At 52.8% G+C, this 17,025-nt stretch carries 15 protein-coding genes, 1 tRNA gene and 2 pseudogenes; 10 read left to right on the forward strand and 8 right to left on the reverse strand.

Annotated elements, in window-relative coordinates:
- Positions 1–83: 83 nt before the first annotated feature.
- From HV477_RS07280 to pepA, 3 genes are all read right to left on the reverse strand, one after another.
- Positions 84–2,939, reverse strand: a complete 2,856-nt coding sequence (locus HV477_RS07280; protein WP_023226989.1) for a valine--tRNA ligase — start codon at positions 2,937–2,939, stop codon at positions 84–86.
- Complete coding sequence (gene holC, locus HV477_RS07285; protein WP_001523689.1) at positions 2,939–3,382, reverse strand: DNA polymerase III subunit chi; 444 nt, start codon at positions 3,380–3,382, stop codon at positions 2,939–2,941. The genes HV477_RS07280 and holC overlap by 1 nt, the downstream gene beginning before the upstream one ends.
- A 136-nt stretch (positions 3,383–3,518) precedes the next feature.
- The gene (pepA, locus tag HV477_RS07290; RefSeq protein WP_000397158.1) at positions 3,519–5,030 is read right to left on the reverse strand and encodes a leucyl aminopeptidase; all 1,512 of its coding nucleotides are present in this window, start codon (positions 5,028–5,030) and stop codon (positions 3,519–3,521) included.
- Positions 5,031–5,310: 280 nt separating this feature from the next.
- Here pepA and HV477_RS28210 point away from each other — a divergent pair, with 280 nt between their 5' ends.
- The 3 genes from HV477_RS28210 (at position 5,311) to lptG (ending at position 7,607) form a co-directional block, all read left to right on the forward strand.
- A complete protein-coding gene (locus tag HV477_RS28210; RefSeq protein ID WP_212724070.1) occupies positions 5,311–5,361 on the forward strand; it encodes a hypothetical protein in 51 nt (16 codons plus the stop codon).
- 63 nt (positions 5,362–5,424) lie between these two features.
- Positions 5,425–6,525, forward strand: a complete 1,101-nt coding sequence (gene lptF, locus HV477_RS07295) for an LPS export ABC transporter permease LptF (protein ID WP_000584132.1) — start codon at positions 5,425–5,427, stop codon at positions 6,523–6,525.
- Positions 6,525–7,607: an LPS export ABC transporter permease LptG gene (gene lptG, locus HV477_RS07300; protein ID WP_001182242.1), complete on the forward strand. Its 1,083-nt coding sequence runs from the start codon at positions 6,525–6,527 to the stop codon at positions 7,605–7,607. Before lptF ends, lptG begins: the two co-directional genes overlap by 1 nt.
- Before the next feature lie 217 nt (positions 7,608–7,824).
- On the opposite strand, the gene HV477_RS07305 is transcribed toward lptG, so the two are convergent.
- From HV477_RS07305 to idnD, 4 genes are all read right to left on the reverse strand, one after another.
- The gene (locus HV477_RS07305) at positions 7,825–8,823 is read right to left on the reverse strand and encodes a LacI family DNA-binding transcriptional regulator (RefSeq protein WP_001244065.1); all 999 of its coding nucleotides are present in this window, start codon (positions 8,821–8,823) and stop codon (positions 7,825–7,827) included.
- Positions 8,824–8,886: 63 nt separating this feature from the next.
- Positions 8,887–10,206, reverse strand: coding sequence for a gnt-II system L-idonate transporter (idnT, locus tag HV477_RS07310; protein WP_001128356.1), 1,320 nt, complete (start codon positions 10,204–10,206; stop codon positions 8,887–8,889).
- Between the two features lie 61 nt (positions 10,207–10,267).
- Positions 10,268–11,032, reverse strand: coding sequence for a gluconate 5-dehydrogenase (gene idnO, locus HV477_RS07315; RefSeq protein ID WP_001627667.1), 765 nt, complete (start codon positions 11,030–11,032; stop codon positions 10,268–10,270).
- A gap of 24 nt (positions 11,033–11,056) precedes the next feature.
- On the reverse strand, positions 11,057–12,088 hold the full coding sequence (idnD, locus tag HV477_RS07320; protein WP_023204850.1) for an L-idonate 5-dehydrogenase: 1,032 nt from the start codon (positions 12,086–12,088) through the stop codon (positions 11,057–11,059).
- A 216-nt stretch (positions 12,089–12,304) separates the two neighbouring features.
- On the opposite strand from idnD, the gene idnK reads away from it, so the two are divergent.
- A complete protein-coding gene (gene idnK / locus HV477_RS07325) occupies positions 12,305–12,835 on the forward strand; it encodes a gluconokinase (protein WP_000896756.1) in 531 nt (176 codons plus the stop codon).
- A gap of 27 nt (positions 12,836–12,862) precedes the next feature.
- On the opposite strand, the gene HV477_RS07330 is transcribed toward idnK, so the two are convergent.
- The gene (locus HV477_RS07330; protein WP_000152563.1) at positions 12,863–13,882 is read right to left on the reverse strand and encodes an NAD(P)-dependent alcohol dehydrogenase; all 1,020 of its coding nucleotides are present in this window, start codon (positions 13,880–13,882) and stop codon (positions 12,863–12,865) included.
- Between the two features lie 222 nt (positions 13,883–14,104).
- On the opposite strand from HV477_RS07330, the gene HV477_RS07335 reads away from it, so the two are divergent.
- From HV477_RS07335 to HV477_RS07360, 6 genes and pseudogenes are all read left to right on the forward strand, one after another.
- Positions 14,105–14,189: transfer RNA gene (locus tag HV477_RS07335), tRNA-Leu, on the forward strand.
- A 450-nt stretch (positions 14,190–14,639) separates the two neighbouring features.
- Positions 14,640–15,617, forward strand: a pseudogene (locus HV477_RS07340) (IS630 family transposase).
- A 19-nt stretch (positions 15,618–15,636) separates the two neighbouring features.
- Positions 15,637–15,945 (forward strand): annotated as a pseudogene (locus HV477_RS07345) (DUF4942 domain-containing protein); the annotation flags it as partial.
- Between the two features lie 64 nt (positions 15,946–16,009).
- Positions 16,010–16,258, forward strand: a complete 249-nt coding sequence (locus HV477_RS07350; RefSeq protein WP_023203347.1) for a CopG family ribbon-helix-helix protein — start codon at positions 16,010–16,012, stop codon at positions 16,256–16,258.
- A gap of 112 nt (positions 16,259–16,370) precedes the next feature.
- A complete protein-coding gene (locus tag HV477_RS07355) occupies positions 16,371–16,610 on the forward strand; it encodes a type II toxin-antitoxin system CcdA family antitoxin (protein WP_000016244.1) in 240 nt (79 codons plus the stop codon).
- A 2-nt stretch (positions 16,611–16,612) separates the two neighbouring features.
- On the forward strand, positions 16,613–16,921 hold the full coding sequence (locus tag HV477_RS07360; RefSeq protein ID WP_079898727.1) for a CcdB family protein: 309 nt from the start codon (positions 16,613–16,615) through the stop codon (positions 16,919–16,921).
- Positions 16,922–17,025 lie beyond the last annotated feature (104 nt).

The following is a 17,025-nucleotide window of genomic DNA, read 5'->3' on the forward strand; positions in this document are numbered from 1 at the left end:
ATGCCTTATCCGGCCTACCGATCGCGCCATGTCAATAAGCGAACGTGTAGGCCTGGTAAGCGAAGCGCCATCAGGCTTTCAGATTACAGCGCGCTAATAACCGCCTGCTGCTCAATCAGCTTCGCTTTGGCTTCTGCATAACCTTCCAGCTTCTCACGCTCTTTGGCAATCACCGCTTCCGGCGCACGGGCGACGAAACCTTCGTTGGACAGTTTGCCTTCGATACGGGCAATCTCGCCTTCGATTTTCGCCACTTCTTTCGCCAGACGCGCCAGCTCATCGTCTTTGTTGATGAGGCCTGCCATCGGGATCAGCAGTTCGGCGCCGTCGATGATTTTGGTCACGGAAACCGGGCCTTTGTCATCGGCTGGCAGCACGGTGATGCTTTCCAGACGCGCCAGGGTTTGCAGGAAGCTACGGTTGTCGTTAACACGACGAACGGCTTCTTCACTACAGCCGCGCAGCAGCAGTTCCAGCGGTTTGCCCGGGGCGATGTTCATTTCCGCACGAATGTTACGTACTGCGACGATCGCCTGCTTCAGCCACTCGGTATCGGCCAACGCGGCTTCATCCACCTGTGCGGCGTTATATTCCGGGAACGGCTGCAGCATGATGGTGTCGGCGGTAATACCGCAAATGACCTTCACGCGCTGCCAGATGGTTTCGGTGATGAACGGGATGATCGGGTGCGCCAGGCGCAGCAGACCTTCCAGTACGGTGACCAGCGTATGGCGGGTGCCGCGCAGTTCAGACTCGGAACCCCCGGTCATTACCGGCTTGGTCAGCTCCAGATACCAGTCGCAGAACTGGTTCCAGGTGAATTCATACAGAATGCCCGCGGCGATATCGAAGCGGAAGCTGTCCAGCGCGTCGCGGTAGGCTTTAACGGTCTGGTTGAATTCCGCCAGGATCCAGCGGTCCGCCAGCGACAGCGTCATTTCGCCGCCGTTGAAGCCGCAATCCTGCTCTTCGGTGTTCATCAGCACAAAGCGGCTGGCGTTCCACAGCTTGTTACAGAAGTTACGATAACCTTCCAGACGCTTCATATCCCAGTTGATATCGCGGCCGGTCGAGGCTAGCGCCGCCAGGGTAAAGCGCAGGGCGTCGGTGCCGTGCGGCTCGATGCCATTCGGGAACTGCTTCTCGGTACGCTTGCGAATTTTCTCCGCCATCTGCGGCTGCATCATGTTGCCGGTGCGTTTTTCCAGCAGTTCCGGCAGGGAGATGCCGTCCACCATATCCAGCGGGTCGATAACGTTACCCTTGGATTTGGACATCTTCTGGCCTTCGTCGTCGCGAATCAGACCGGTCATGTAGACAGTATGGAACGGCACCTGCGGCTTGCCGTTTTCATCTTTGATGAAGTGCATGGTCATCATGATCATGCGGGCAATCCAGAAGAAGATGATGTCGAAGCCGGACACCATCACGCTGGTCGGGTGGAACTGACGCAGGGCGTCGGTGTTTTCCGGCCAGCCGAGGGTAGAGAAAGTCCACAGCGCGGAGGAGAACCAGGTATCAAGAACGTCTTCGTCCTGACGAAGCGCAACGTCGGCGCCGAGGTTATTTTCCTGACGCACTTCGTCTTCGGTACGGCCAACGTAGACGTTGCCGTCGTTGTCATACCATGCCGGGATACGGTGACCCCACCACAACTGACGAGAGATACACCAGTCCTGGATATCACGCATCCAGGAGAAGTACATGTTTTCGTACTGCTTCGGCACGAACTGAATGTCGCCGTTCTCAACCGCTTCCACCGCCGGTTTCGCCAGCACGTCGGCACGGACGTACCACTGGTCGGTCAGCATCGGTTCGATAACCACGCCGCCACGGTCGCCGTAAGGGACGGTCAGATCGTGCGGTTTAATTTCTTCCAACAGGCCCAGCGCGTCAACGGCAGCAACGATGGCCTTACGGGCAGCAAAGCGTTCCAGCTTCTGGAACTCAGCCGGAATCTCGCTGGAATAAACGTCAGATTCTTCACCTTTGGTATCGAACACTTCCGCGCTTTCGCGAATGTCGCCGTCAAAGGTCAGGATGTTGATCATCGGCAGGGCGTGACGTTTCCCGACTTCATAGTCGTTAAAGTCGTGCGCCGGGGTGATCTTCACGCAGCCGGTGCCTTTTTCCATATCGGCATGTTCGTCGCCAACAATCGGAATGCGGCGGTTAACCAGCGGCAGAATAACGAATTTACCGATAAGACTCTGGTAGCGCGGATCTTCCGGGTTCACGGCCACGCCGGTATCGCCGAGAATAGTTTCCGGGCGGGTGGTGGCGACGACCAGGTAATCTTTACCGTCTGCGGTTTTCGCGCCGTCGGCAAGCGGATAGCGGATGTGCCACATCGAGCCTTTGGACTCGCGGTTTTCCACTTCCAGGTCAGAGATGGCGGTGCGCAGCTTCGGGTCCCAGTTCACCAGGCGTTTGCCACGGTAAATCAGGTCTTCTTTGTACAGGCGAACAAAGACTTCTTTCACGGCATTGGAAAGACCTTCGTCCATGGTGAAGCGCTCGCGCTCCCAGTCAACGGAGTTGCCGAGACGGCGCATCTGACGGGTAATGGTGCCGCCGGATTCCGCTTTCCACTGCCAGATTTTGTCGATAAACGCATCGCGGCCGTAGTCGTGACGGGTTTTACCTTCTTCAGCGGCAATCTTACGCTCAACCACCATCTGGGTCGCGATCCCGGCGTGGTCGGTGCCGACCTGCCACAGGGTGTTTTTACCCTGCATACGCTGGTAACGGATCATGGTATCCATGATGGTTTGCTGGAAAGCATGTCCCATATGCAAACTGCCGGTGACGTTCGGCGGCGGGATCATGATGCAGAAGGACTCTTTGCTTTCGTCGCCGTTAGGCTTGAAATAGCCCTGCTTTTCCCAGTGCTCGTAAAGCGGCTGTTCGATATCTTGGGGGTTATATGTCTTTTCCATTATTTCCAGGTTGCCGTATTCAGGTTAAAACCAGCCACGCGGTAGGCTTTGTAGCGTTCGCGCGCCAGTTGTTTCAAAGTTTCTTCGTAAGGGACGAAGTCTACCACTTCTGTGAAAGCGGTGGCAAAATCTGCAAAGCTTGTACGCAGGCTGATTAAAATATCGCGCGGGCTGCTGTTGCGTTTTTGCGGCCAGGCGATTTCAACCGGCGCGCCGCCGCGTGGGCCTTCGCCTGCCAGATTGTGCGGGACAAAACTTTCCGCCGGTCTTGCCCACAGCGCTTCATCCAGCCGAATGGCCTGCTTCTCATCTTCGCAGGCGATCAGCACGCGCTTGCCAGCGCGCCAACGTTCTGCGGCAATTTCACACACCAGTTGTTCAACGGCGCTTAAACCGTTGACGGTGGTGTCATTGTCCAGAAGATAGAACGTCGCATTCTTCATATATGAGGCTTCTTGTGGTGGATTTAAATGCGTTGCCATGATGCCTCCCGTAGGCCGGATAAGCGCAGCGCCATCCGGCAAAACGCCTGATGACGGCGCTAATGCGCCTTATCAGGCCTACGGGGTAATCTCAAACTTACTCTTCGCCGTTAAAGCCCGCACGATTGAGCAGGAACTGCGACAGCAGCGCTACCGGACGACCCGTCGCGCCTTTCGCTTTGCCGGATCGCCAGGCGGTGCCGGCGATATCCAGGTGCGCCCAGTTATACTTACGGGTAAAGCGCGACAGGAAGCAGCCCGCGGTGATAGCGCCGCCAGGACGACCACCAATGTTCGCCATATCCGCAAAGTTGGACTCCAGTTGTTCCTGGAACTCATCGCCCAGCGGCAGACGCCACGCGCGGTCGCCCGCTTGTTCGGACGCGCCGATCAGTTCATGTGCCAGCGGGTTATGGTTCGACATCAGACCGGTAATGTGATGGCCCAGCGCAATCACGCAGGCCCCGGTTAGCGTCGCGACGTCAATGACGGCCTCCGGTTCGAAGCGCTCAACGTAGGTCAGCACGTCGCACAAAACCAGACGGCCTTCAGCATCGGTATTCAGCACTTCAACGGTTTGACCAGACATGGTCGTCAGCACATCGCCTGGGCGATACGCGCGACCACCCGGCATGTTTTCACAGCCCGCCAGTACGCCGATAACGTTAATCGGTAGCTGAAGCTCGGCGACCATACGCATCACGCCGTAAACCGCCGCCGCGCCGCACATGTCGTACTTCATCTCGTCCATCCCTTCAGATGGCTTGATGGAGATGCCGCCGGAGTCGAAGGTCAGGCCTTTACCCACCAGCACGATCGGGCGCGCGTCTTCGGATGGATTGCCCTTGTACTCAATCACCGACATCAGCGATTCATTCTGCGAACCGTGGCCGACCGCCAGATAAGCGTTCATACCCAGTTCGCGCATTTGCTGTTCGCCGATGACGCGGGTGATGACATTTTTGCTGTAGCTGTCGGCCAACTGGCGCGCCTGTGACGCCAGGTAGGCGGCGTTACAGATATTGGGCGGCATGTTGCCGAGATCTTTCGCAGCCTTAATCCCGGCGGCGATGGCCAGACCGTGCTGAATGGCGCGTTCGCCGCTGGTGAGCTCACGGCGGGTCGGCACATTAAAGACCATCTTACGTAGCGGGCGGCGCGGCTCGCTCTTGTTGGTCTTGAGTTGATCAAAGCTATAAAGCGTCTCTTTGGCCGTTTCGACGGCCTGACGCACTTTCCAGTAGTTGTTGCGGCCTTTAACGTGCAGTTCGGTCAGGAAACAGACGGCTTCCATTGAACCGGTATCATTCAGAGTATTTATCGTTTTCTGAATAACCTGCTTATACTGACGTTCATCAAGCTCGCGCTCTTTGCCGCAACCAATGAGGAGGATTCGCTCGGAAAGAACGTTAGGAACATGGTGCAGCAACAGAGTCTGCCCCGGTTTTCCTTCCAGTTCGCCGCGACGCAGCAATGCGCTGATGTATCCGTCGCTAATTTTGTCGAGCTGTTCTGCAATCGGAGAAAGGCGACGCGGTTCAAAGACGCCCACGACAATGCAGGCACTCCGCTGTTTCTCCGGGCTACCGCTTTTTACACTGAACTCCATGCACTATGCTCCTGAATCTTAAAGACAACAGTGGTGGCTACAGCTATACTCGTCGTCTTTCAAGTTGCAGATGCGTTGGCTGCGCCTGCTCACCCCTGTCACTTACCTGATGTAAGCTCCGGGGCTTCACAGTCTTGCCGCCTGCCTGCAACTCGAAATCCATTAGAGTATAGAAATTGAAAGCTTTCGTAACTCATGTCCGCTGTTGCGGTGACTTCGTGTTAATCTTAACGTTATTACGGCATTGGCACGTCAGAACAAGTTCTGAGAGGTGAATCCGCTGAGTATAATGATCTTAGCGATGATTTCGACGACTCAAGAGAATAAATGACGTTTAAGCCATGAAACAAGCTAAATTCCAGCAAAAAAATGGGTTTTTACGGGCGTATTTAAAGTGATAATCATAAGATATCTGGTGCGGGAGACGCTCAAAAGCCAGCTGGCGATACTCTTCATCTTACTTTTGATCTTCTTTTGTCAAAAGTTAGTGAGGATTCTCGGCGCGGCGGTTGACGGCGATATTCCCGCAAATCTGGTGCTCTCGCTTCTGGGGCTGGGCGTACCGGAAATGGCGCAGCTCATCCTGCCTTTAAGCCTGTTCCTGGGTCTGCTGATGACGCTGGGCAAACTGTATACCGAAAGTGAAATTACGGTCATGCACGCCTGTGGGTTGAGCAAAGCCGTGCTGGTAAAGGCCGCCATGGTACTGGCGTTATTTACCGGTATCCTTGCGGCGGTTAACGTGATGTGGGCCGGCCCCTGGTCGTCAAAACACCAGGATGAAGTGCTGGCGGAGGCGAAAGCGAACCCCGGTATGGCGGCGTTGGCGCAGGGGCAATTCCAGCAGGCGACCAACGGCAGCTCGGTGCTGTTTATCGAAAGCGTTGATGGCAGCGACTTCCACGATGTTTTCCTGGCGCAGATTCGCCCTAAGGGCAATGCTCGTCCTTCTGTAGTCGTGGCCGATTCCGGACACCTTACTCAGTTGCGCGATGGTTCCCAGGTTGTCACCTTAAACAAAGGGACGCGTTTTGAAGGGACGGCGTTGCTACGCGATTTTCGCATCACCGACTTCCAGAACTATCAGGCAATTATTGGCCATCAGGCCGTGGCGCTGGACCCGAACGATACTGACCAGATGGACATGCGCACGCTGTGGAATACCGACAACGATCGCGCTCGCGCCGAGCTGCACTGGCGTATCACGTTAGTCTTTACCGTATTTATGATGGCGCTGATGGTCGTGCCGCTCAGCGTGGTGAATCCACGTCAGGGGCGCGTCTTGTCTATGTTGCCCGCCATGCTGCTTTATCTGCTGTTCTTCCTGATCCAGACCTCCATTAAATCGAATGGCGGTAAAGGCAAACTGGACCCGGTTATCTGGATGTGGGCGGTCAACCTGATCTATCTGGCGTTGGCGATTGGTTTAAACCTGTGGGATACGGTGCCGGTCCGCCGCCTGCGTGCCCGTTTTCTGCGTAAAGGAGCGGTATAATGCAGCCATTTGGTGTACTTGACCGCTATATCGGTAAAACCATTTTTACCACCATCATGATGACGTTGTTCATGCTGGTGTCGCTCTCCGGGATCATCAAGTTTGTCGATCAGCTGAAAAAAGCGGGGCAGGGTAACTACGACGCGCTGGGCGCGGGTATGTACACCCTGCTCAGCGTACCTAAGGATATCCAGATCTTCTTTCCTATGGCGGCGCTGCTTGGCGCGCTGCTGGGACTGGGGATGCTGGCGCAGCGTAGCGAACTGGTGGTGATGCAGGCATCGGGTTTCACCCGTATGCAGGTGGCGCTGTCGGTGATGAAAACGGCTATCCCCCTGGTGCTGTTAACCATGGCGATCGGCGAATGGGTCGCCCCGCAGGGCGAGCAGATGGCGCGTAACTATCGTGCGCAGGCGATGTATGGCGGCTCGCTGCTTTCCACCCAGCAAGGTCTGTGGGCGAAAGACGGGAATAACTTTGTCTATATTGAACGGGTGAAGGGCGACGAGGAGCTGGCCGGCATTAGCATTTACGCTTTCAACGATCAGCGTCGTTTGCAGTCGGTGCGTTACGCCGCTTCGGCAAAATTCGACCCGGAGCATAAGGTCTGGCGTTTGTCGCAGGTGGATGAGTCCGATCTGCAAAACCCGAAACAGATCACCGGTTCGCAGACGGTGAGCGGCACCTGGAAAACGAATCTGACGCCGGATAAGTTAGGCGTGGTGGCGCTGGACCCGGATGCGCTTTCCATCAGCGGTCTGCATAACTACGTTAAATATCTGAAGTCGAGCGGACAGGACGCCGGACGTTATCAGCTCAATATGTGGAGTAAAATCTTCCAGCCGCTCTCCGTGGCGGTGATGATGCTGATGGCGCTGTCGTTTATCTTTGGACCGCTGCGTAGTGTGCCGATGGGCGTGCGCGTGGTGACGGGGATTAGCTTCGGCTTCGTCTTCTACGTCCTCGACCAGATTTTTGGCCCGCTGACGCTGGTATACGGCATTCCGCCGATTGTCGGCGCGCTGCTGCCGAGCGCGTCTTTCTTCCTGATTAGCCTGTGGCTAATGCTGCGTAAGTCGTAATCACAGGCCGCCATCCGGCAATGCAGTAAAGCGCAGTGCCTGATGGCGCTGTGCTTTTCAGGCCTACTCCGGACCCGTAGGCCTGATAAGTCCTTTCCGCCGCCATCCGGCAGACCGCCTGGTATTCCTCGAATGATGTAGTGCGTAACCTGACGCGTGGCGCTTTTGGCTACCCGTTAAGCTCAGGCAAGCTGCGGGAAAAAGTAGATCAAAAAATTTATAACGTGCTGCCGTGATAAATCTGATAACCCAAATCAATCGTATTATGGTTGAGATCATTATTTTTAATTTTGTTGAGCAACATCTGCGCGGCTCTGCGCCCGATCTCAAAACGAGGGGTAATTACGCTGGCGAGGCTCGGTATCATTTGCCTGCCCATCTCCAGACCGTGGAAGCCGGCGATGGAGATCTGCTCCGGTACGGCCAGTTGACGCTCGCGGCACCACAGTAGAGCGCCCATTGCGATATCGTCATTTGTACAAAAGACGCCATCCACGTCCGGGTGCGCAGTAAGCGCATCACGCATTAGCTGTATCCCCAGATGGATAGAGGAGATAGCGCGGGGATTGATGCGCAACGGCGCCAGCCCCCGGCGCGTCATCGCATCGCAGTAGCCATGATAACGCTGCTCATCACGGATATCGTCTTTTGAACCCAGATAGAGGATTTTTCGCCGCTGGCGTTTATCCAGCATGGTGCTGACCATATCGAAGGCGGCCTGACGGTTATCAAACCCCACCTCCATATCTAAGCGATCGCCCTGGATATCCATGAGTTCTACAATCGGGAGGGTAGCTGAGCGCAGGAATTTGACGGTTCTGAGGGTATGATATTTTTCTGAAAGAATAATGCCGTCGATATTGTAAGACAGTAAATTGATAACGGACTCTTCTTCCGAATCGCGATTGTAATTGTAATTCGCAATGAGAGTTTGGTAGTTATGACCCGACGTTACGGATTCAATCCCGGCAAGAATGTCGGCAAACAACTGGTTCTGAAAAGAGGGGATCAGCACGCCCAGAGTGTAACTTTGCGCGTTTAACAGCATAGCTGGCGCGCGATTTGGTATGTAGTTAATTTCCTCCATGATCTGCGCAATACGCTCGCCGGTTTCCCTGGCGACTTTTTTCGGCGAGCGGATGTAACGGCTCACCGTCATTTTTGTCACGCCAGCAAGCGTAGCGATATCCTGCAAAGAAATTCTGTGATTCCTCATGTTTTCTCCAGTACCGGGGGCGGGAACGTCGCCCCCATGGTTAATTGGGCTGCGGATGATGAATTAATGCAGAACCGCATTCAGCGCCAGTACGCCCAGCAACCCCATGACAGAAATCAATGTTTCCATAACGGTCCAGGTGCGTAGGGTTTCCCCGACGCTAAGATTAAAATACCCTTTAAACAGCCAAAAACCGGGATCGTTAACATGTGATGCAATAACGCTTCCCGCGCCTGTCGCCAGTACCATTAACGCCGGATCGGCGTGGGTTACGTTAATAATCGGCAATACGACGCCCGCTGTGGTTATCGCAGCCACGGTCGCGGAACCTAACGCAATACGCAGCACGGCGGCTACCGTCCAGCACATTAATAACGGAGATAGCGAGGTGCCGGTCATTAATTGCGAGATATATTGACCCACGCCGCTATCCACCAGCACTTGCTTAAACGCGCCGCCGCCCGCGATGATAAAAACAATCATCGCAATAGCGCCAATGGACTCGCCGACGATATCCATCACCTGCTCAACCGTACGTCCGTTGCGTCGGCCCAGCGTAAAAATGGCGATGATAATGGCAATAAACAACGCCACTGCTGGATTACCGATAAATTCGAAGAAAACCCGCACGGCATTCGTTTTTGGCAGCGTGATTTCACATACCGCTGCGATGGCCATCAGAATGACCGGGATCACGGCGGCAAAAATACTGTTCCAGAATGACGGCATCTCTTCTTCACTGAATAGATGAGGATTAAATAATCCTTCAGGCGGCGCTTTCTCAAAGCGCGCCAGCAATTTTGAAAACAGAGGGCCGGCAACAATCACGGTCGGTATGGTAATGATTAACCCATACAGCAGGGTCGTACCGAGATTTGCCTCAAAAATTGTCGCAATAGCGGTAGGGCCGGGATGCGGCGGCAGGAAGCAGTGCGTAACGGATAAGGCGGCGACCATTGGAACCCCGACATACAGCAAGGGCAGTCCCGATGAGGCCACAATCGTAAAAACGAGCGGCAACAGCAGTACGAATCCGACTTCAAAAAACATTGCCAGGCCGACGATAAGCCCGGTGATCACCAGCGCCCATTGCACGCGTTTTTTGCCGAACGTATTAATGAGCGTCGTCGCAATGCGCTGCGCGGCGCCGGTATCGGAAATTAATCTTCCCAGCATCGCGCCAAAACCGAGGATCATGGCGAGTCCGCCCAGAGTACCGCCAATTCCGTTTTGTATGGAGTGCAGGACGTCTTGCGCGCCCATCCCTTCGGCAAATCCCACCACGGCGGCAACCAGAACAAGGGCGATAAAGCCGTTAACTTTAAAGCCAATCATTAAAACCAACAGCAGCGCAACGCCTGCCGCAATAATTATTAATGGCATATTCGTCTCTCTTATTAGCGCCAAAATAGCAGCGCTTACGCGCTGCGTCGTATTTCCCTGGTCAGACGGCAACCAGCATACCGCCATCGACAAACAGCAGATGTCCGTTAACAAAGTCGGAGGCTTTTGACGAGAGAAACACCGCTGCGCCAATAAGCTCCTGGGGATCGCCCCAGCGTGCGGCAGGCGTACGTTTGCATAGCCAGGAGGTGAAGGCTTCATCTTCAACCAGCGCTTTGGTCATCTCCGTTTTGAAGTACCCCGGCGCAATACCGTTGACCTGGATATTATGACGCGCCAGCTCCACGCACATGCCGCGAGTCAGCATCTTCACGGCACCCTTCGACGCGGCGTATGGCGTAATCGTGTCGCGGCCCAGCTCGCTTTGCATCGAACAGATGTTGATCACTTTTCCTGCCTGCCGCGCCACCATACGGCGCGTAACGGCCTGAGAGACGAGAAAAACCGCGGTCTGATTTACGGCGATGACGTCATTCCACTCCTGCTCGGGAAACTCAGTAAACGGATGACGGCGCTGGATACCGGCGTTATTTATCAGGACGTCAATGACGCCGATATCTTTTTCGATATGTTCAACCGCAGCTTCAATATCCTGTTTATGGGTGACATTAAAAGGAGCGGCAATAGCCTTTATCCCTTCCTGCTGAAGTTTCGTCACGGCTGTGTCGGCGCGCTCCGGAGTAATATCGTTAACAATAATGCGCGCGCCATAGCGACCAAGACCGGTCGCCAGCAAATAACCAATTCCCTGAGCGGCTCCGGTGATAAGGATATTTTTACCTGCCAGTGAAAAAAGATCGTTCATGATAGTGTCCCTTATTTTACTTTCTCAGAAAACGAGCTGAACTTTTGCCGCCTGTGTTTTGTCTCCGGCAAAGATCAGCGCCGCTTCCAGGTCGGTAAATGGATATTCCGCGCTCAGTAACGGCAGCGGATTGATAACGCGGTTGGCAAGCCAGGAAACCGCAGTATTAAATTCGGTAGTAAAGCGGAAAGAGCCTTTCAGGGAGATCTCTTTGCTTATTACCATCATCATCGGGAAGTTGGGGACTGCGCCGCCCATGCCAACCTGCACCATCACGCCTTTGGCCCGTGTGACTTCCAGACACGTTGAGATAGAGGAAGGATGCCCAGAGACTTCAAAACTGATATCGAAATACCCTTTTTCTGCTTTCCAGTCATCGAGAGAATCATGCTGTGGGTTCACCAGCGTATCCGCGCCCATCTGCCGGGCCAGCGAGAGAGAACGGGCGCTGATATCGGCACATACTACTTCCGCCGCGCCCAGCGTTTTTACCGCGCTAACAATCAGGCAGCCGATAGGGCCAACGCCGGAGATAAAGACGCGTTTGCCTTGCAGATCGCCCGCCTCATGAGCCGCATGAATGGCAACCGCCAGCGGTTCGGCAAAGGCCATGGCTTTTTCGTCTGCCTGTTCCGGCCAGGGAATGCACTGAACGGTATCGACAGCTTTAAATCGGGTAAAACCGCCATCGACATGCGGAAAATACATGGCGCTGCCAAAGAAACGCATTTCAGTACAGTGGTTTTCTTCATGCTGCAGACAGTATTTGCAATGACCGCAAGGCTTCGATGGATTAATCGCTACCGGTTGTCCTTCACGTAATAAATCTGAGTCGCTATGAACGATTTTGCCAATCACTTCATGACCTAAAATCATTGGCGCTTTTACTGTAAAATTGCCGACTTTGCCTTCCTGATAATAATGTAAGTCAGACCCACAAATGCCGCCTCGGGTAATTTGTACGAGTGTTCCTTTATTATTCCATTCAATATTTTGTTCCGTAACGGCAACAGCACGCTTACCCGCAACAACGCAGGATTGAGTTTTTACTTCCATAAATTCCTCACTGGTCAGGTAGTTACCCTGAACGCATTTAAGCGGTTTTATTTGTCATTATTTGTGACTTATGTCACGCTGGAAAATTGTTACACTACAATGTTACGCATAACGTGATGTGCCTTAGAGTTCTTCTCTATGGAAATTAAAAAACGTGAAATTGTCGAACGTAGAGGCGTAATATTGTGTTGTGGAATATGACTCAGAGGTATTTAAATGGCCGGGGAAAGCTATATTTTAATGGGTGTTTCAGGTAGTGGTAAGTCTTTAATAGGCAGCAAAATTGCAACATTATTTTCTGCGAAGTTTATTGACGGCGATGATCTCCATCCGGCGAAAAACATTGATAAAATGTCTCAGGGAATACCGTTAACTGATGAAGACCGTTTACCCTGGCTGGAACGATTAAATGACGCTTCATACAGTCTTTATAAAAAAAATGAGACGGGATTTATTGTCTGCTCGTCATTAAAAAAACAGTACCGCGATATTTTACGTAAGAGTAGCCCTAACGTACATTTCCTGTGGCTGGACGGCGATTACGCTACCATTCTGCAGCGAATGCAGCGTCGTGCCGGGCATTTTATGCCGCCAGACCTGCTGCAAAGTCAGTTTGACGCGCTGGAGCGACCCTGTGCCGATGAACATGATATTGCGCGTATCGATGTTAATCATGACATCGAGCACGTGACGGAGCAGTGCCGACTGGCTGTACAGGCTTTTCGTCAGGCACTCAGCGCTTCCTGATCATTGTCAAAGCGCTGAGTCAGGCGGTCAGAAGTCAGCTTTTAGCACTACACGATAGCGGGCTTTGCCGTCGCGAACGTGCTGAATAGCCTCGTTGATTTGTGACATTGCGAACAGTTCCGTGGTGGGCGCGACTTTGCTGCGTCCGGCGAATTTCATCAGTTTGCGAAGTTCATATGGCGTTCCGGTTGCCGAGCCTGAGATACTGCGATCGCCGGCAATCAATGTAAACGCCGGTACGGGCAGCGGCTTCAATACGGCCCCAACGGTATGGAAGTTGCCGCCATAGGTCAGCGCTTCGAAGTAGGGCTGCCAGTCGAGATCGACGTTGACCGTGTTAATAATGAGATCGAACTGGCCCGCCAGTGCTTTTAACGCTTCCGGATCGCGGCTGTTCACCACGTTATTGGCCCCCATTGCCAGCACTTCCTGCTCTTTCGATGGATTTGAGCTGAACGCGGTGACTTCGCAGCCCATTGCATGTAACAGCTTTATGGCGATATGCCCCAGCCCGCCGATACCGATGACGCCAACGCGGCTGGTAGCAGTAATATGGTGCATCAGTAGCGGTTTAAAGACCGTAATGCCGCCACATAACAGCGGACCTGCGGACGCCATATCTATATTCTCCGGAAGAGGAATTACCCACTGCCAGCCTGCGCGAAGCTTCTCGGCAAAACCGCCACGATTGAGGATAGTGGGCACTGCGCCTTCCTGGCAGTTAATTTGATTGCCGCTGATACAGGCATCGCAGTGTCCGCAGCTGCGCGCCGTCCAGCCGATTCCAACGCGCTGGCCGACTTTTAGTCCCTTATCCTGTGCCGCGCTACCGAGTGCGGCTACCCGACCGATGACCTCATGTCCGGCAACCAGAGGGTATTGAGAGAACCCCCATTCATTGTCGATCATCGACAGATCGGAATGGCAGATCCCGCAGTAGTCGACCCGTACCTCGACATCTTCCGGTTGGAGTTCTCCCGCATCATATTCATAGAGTTCGAGCTCGCCGCCCGCCTCTTTGGCGGCATAGCTTTTTATTATCGTCATTGTGTTTCCCTTAATGTGGTGTTGAACTGAAAAGTGTAGAGCATGGAGGCAAGGGACGCCCGGCGTTAATCTGCTGGAGAAGGCGGGAAGTAGCCTGATTATTCTATTTAATACTCAACGCTGCTGAAATTTTCAGCACTTAGCGAAACAGGTGTATGCTCGTGCTTGCATGGCGGCGTATGACAGGTATAATCCACAACGTTTTCCGCATACCTCTTCAGTGCCGAAGTGGCGAAATCGGTAGACGCAGTTGATTCAAAATCAACCGTAGAAATACGTGCCGGTTCGAGTCCGGCCTTCGGCACCAAAAGCATGTAAATGGACCTCAACTGAGGTCTTTTTTTATGTCTAAAATCCGCGCCACACAAGGCTTTTCACGATTTTCCCCTTAATTGAAGTCAATCTAACTCAACCCACATCAACAAGCTTGTGAGTATACTAATGAGTATATTTTCCGATTCTATATTGCTTGTATACTCACGAGATACCAATCGAAGGAGGTCCATCATGACCTAACGGATACTAAAGTTCGTTCTGCGAAACCTGAGGATAAAGAGTATTCACTTGTTGACGGTGACGGCATGTCCTTACTTGTAAAACCTAAATAGCTGCGCCAAATAGTAGATCACTTTGAGGGAACTCAGCCCGGATTGTGCGATCTGATCAATCGCCAAAAATCACAAATCACCAACCGGACTGAGCGATGCCGATCATAGCACCAATTCCCCGTGACGAACGACGCCTGATGTAGAAAGCTATCCATAAAACGCACGATAAAAATTATGCCCGCAGGCTGACTGCCATGCTGATGCTGCACCGGGGCGATCGCGTCAGCGACGTTGCCAGAACGCTCTGCTGTGCCCGTTCCTCCGTCGGTCGCTGGATTAACTGGTTCACGTTGTCGGGTATTGAAGGTCTGAAATCATTACCTGCCGGGCGTACCCGTCGCTGGCCGTTTGAGCATATCTGCACGCTGTTACGTGAGCTGGTAAAACACTCTTCCGGTGATTTTGGCTACCAGCGTTCCCGCTGGAGTACAGAACTTCTGGCAATAAAAATCAATGAGATAACCGGTTGCCAGTTACATGCCGGAACCGTTCGCCGCTGGTTGCCGTCTGCGGGGCTTGTGTGGCGAAGGGCCGCGCCAATCCTGCGTATCCGTGACCCGCATAAAGATGAAAAGATGGCGGCAATCCACAAAGCGCTGGACGAATGCAGCGCAGAGCATCCGGTATTTTATGAAGATGAGGTGGATATCCATCTTAATCCCAAAATCGGTGCGGACTGGCAGCCACGCGGGCAGCAAAAACGCGTGGTGACGCCGGGACAGAATGAAAAATATTATCTGTCTAGCGCACTGCACAGCGGAACAGGTAAGGTCAGCTACGTGGGTGAAAACAGTAAAAGTTGAGTGTTGTTTATCAGTCTGTTAAAGCATCTGAAGGCGACGTACCGACGGGCAAAAACAATAACGCTCATCGTGGACAACTATATTATCCACAAAAGCCGGGAAACACAGCGCTGGCTGAAGCAGAATCCGAAGTTCAGGGTGATTTATTAGCCGGTTTACTCGCCATGGGTAAATCATGTTGAACGGCTATGGCAGGCGCTTCACGACACGATAACCCGCAATCATCAGTGCCGTTCGATGTGGAAACTGTTAAGAAAAGCTCATCATTTTATGGAAACGGCCAGCCCATTTCCCGGAGGTAAACATGGGCTGGCGAAAGTGTAGCGGTATTCGGCGCAGCTTTTTAGTGAAATATGACCGATGGGGCTACAGCCTGAACTGAGGCTGGCGGCGTGACCAGCTCGCCGATCTGGAGCGGATGCTGTACCTGCTTGACGGGAAGACTATTCCCGATAACCGGCATGATGTCTCCATCCGGTTTATGGACTTCGTGCGTGATAATCCGCATCAGCAGGTTTTCGAAGACGAACTTTTCACTATTCGTTACTTTCAGAAGGGGAGCGGGCACATTACGTTCAAACGGTTGGATCTGGTAGAGAAGATGAATGATATCGTGGCAAAACACTATCCAGGGATGTTAGCCGCAAAATGAGGTTGATGTTTTTATAAGCATTGTTTTATCAAACTCCCCTAGGGCTTTTAGCGAGGTAATCTTAATGAATTCGCTTGCAATACAAACCATTAATGTACAAATTCCCGTGGAGTTGACCGCAGCTATTGAACATCTTGCAATTGAATTAGGCTGTTCCAGGAACTGTATTATTAATGAAGCGCTGACCCGTTTTCTGGCAGAAAGAGAACGGCGTCATCAGAGTATCCAGGCCGGTCTTGCCGATGTGGATGCTGGTCGTGTGGTGAGTCATTCGGATATGGTAGATTTTGCCAACCGTTTAAAGGAAACCTGACAGGCAAAGATGTTGCTATCCGAGCGAGATAGTCGCCTCTCATTGCCATTTGCTTAAATACTCCCCATACTAGATACATGTGTTTATTACACGTGTAATTTCAGGAGGCTCTATGTCGGGTATGAGTGTACGACATAAAAAAACGGTCAGTGTCACGCTGGAACCTGCATTGCTTCAGCAAGCCCGTGATGCAGGTATTAATCTGTCAGCGGTGCTTACCGCCGCGCTGAAAGAGGAAATCAGTGCCACAGGCGTTGAACGCTGGAAAGCAGAAAATAGAGCGGGTTTGCAGGAGCTCAATCGTATTACTGATGAGCACGGCCTTTTATCGGACGATTACAGGACGTTTTAATCATGCAATACATGGTTTATCGCAATAAAGGAAACAGCAAGGCTTATCCTTATTTACTTGATGTGCAAAGCGATATTATTGATGAACTGCATACTCGCATGGTTATCCCATTGTTTCCTGTGAGCAGATTGGTAAATAACCCAGTTAAGCGCCTCACGCCCACTCTGAATGTGGAAGGTAATGACTATCTGGTGATGACTCACGAAATGGCGAGTATCAGGCTTTCGCAGATTGGTGATGAGGTGATGGATGTTCGTTCCCACAGGCAAGCCATCAAAAATGCTCTCGATTTTATCTTTGACGGGTTCTGAATGGCTTGCAGGTTAAATGGAGAGTTGTTCACCGTTCTGGAGGGGACTTGACGCGCTTGAACCTGTGGAAGAAGATGAGGCGTGATTTTAAGTTAACTGCGTTT

Origin of the sequence: Salmonella sp. SG203, from assembly GCF_013350575.1 — a bacterium.
GTDB classification, from domain to species: domain Bacteria; phylum Pseudomonadota; class Gammaproteobacteria; order Enterobacterales; family Enterobacteriaceae; genus Salmonella; species Salmonella enterica.

Excerpts from the sequence above, each read along its gene's own strand:
- idnO (WP_001627667.1), bottom strand. The coding sequence starts at position 11,032 with ATGAACGATCTTTTTTCACTGGCAGGTAAAAATATCCTTATCACCGGA.
- idnK (WP_000896756.1), top strand. The coding sequence starts at position 12,305 with ATGGCCGGGGAAAGCTATATTTTAATGGGTGTTTCAGGTAGTGGTAAG.
- idnD (WP_023204850.1), bottom strand. The coding sequence starts at position 12,088 with ATGGAAGTAAAAACTCAATCCTGCGTTGTTGCGGGTAAGCGTGCTGTT.
- pepA (WP_000397158.1), bottom strand. The coding sequence starts at position 5,030 with ATGGAGTTCAGTGTAAAAAGCGGTAGCCCGGAGAAACAGCGGAGTGCC.
- idnT (WP_001128356.1), bottom strand. The coding sequence starts at position 10,206 with ATGCCATTAATAATTATTGCGGCAGGCGTTGCGCTGCTGTTGGTTTTA.
- HV477_RS07280 (WP_023226989.1), bottom strand. The coding sequence starts at position 2,939 with ATGGAAAAGACATATAACCCCCAAGATATCGAACAGCCGCTTTACGAG.
- HV477_RS07350 (WP_023203347.1), top strand. The coding sequence starts at position 16,010 with ATGAATTCGCTTGCAATACAAACCATTAATGTACAAATTCCCGTGGAG.
- HV477_RS07330 (WP_000152563.1), bottom strand. The coding sequence starts at position 13,882 with ATGACGATAATAAAAAGCTATGCCGCCAAAGAGGCGGGCGGCGAGCTC.
- HV477_RS07360 (WP_079898727.1), top strand. The coding sequence starts at position 16,613 with ATGCAATACATGGTTTATCGCAATAAAGGAAACAGCAAGGCTTATCCT.
- HV477_RS07305 (WP_001244065.1), bottom strand. The coding sequence starts at position 8,823 with ATGAGGAATCACAGAATTTCTTTGCAGGATATCGCTACGCTTGCTGGC.
- holC (WP_001523689.1), bottom strand. The coding sequence starts at position 3,382 with ATGAAGAATGCGACGTTCTATCTTCTGGACAATGACACCACCGTCAAC.
- HV477_RS07355 (WP_000016244.1), top strand. The coding sequence starts at position 16,371 with ATGTCGGGTATGAGTGTACGACATAAAAAAACGGTCAGTGTCACGCTG.
- lptG (WP_001182242.1), top strand. The coding sequence starts at position 6,525 with ATGCAGCCATTTGGTGTACTTGACCGCTATATCGGTAAAACCATTTTT.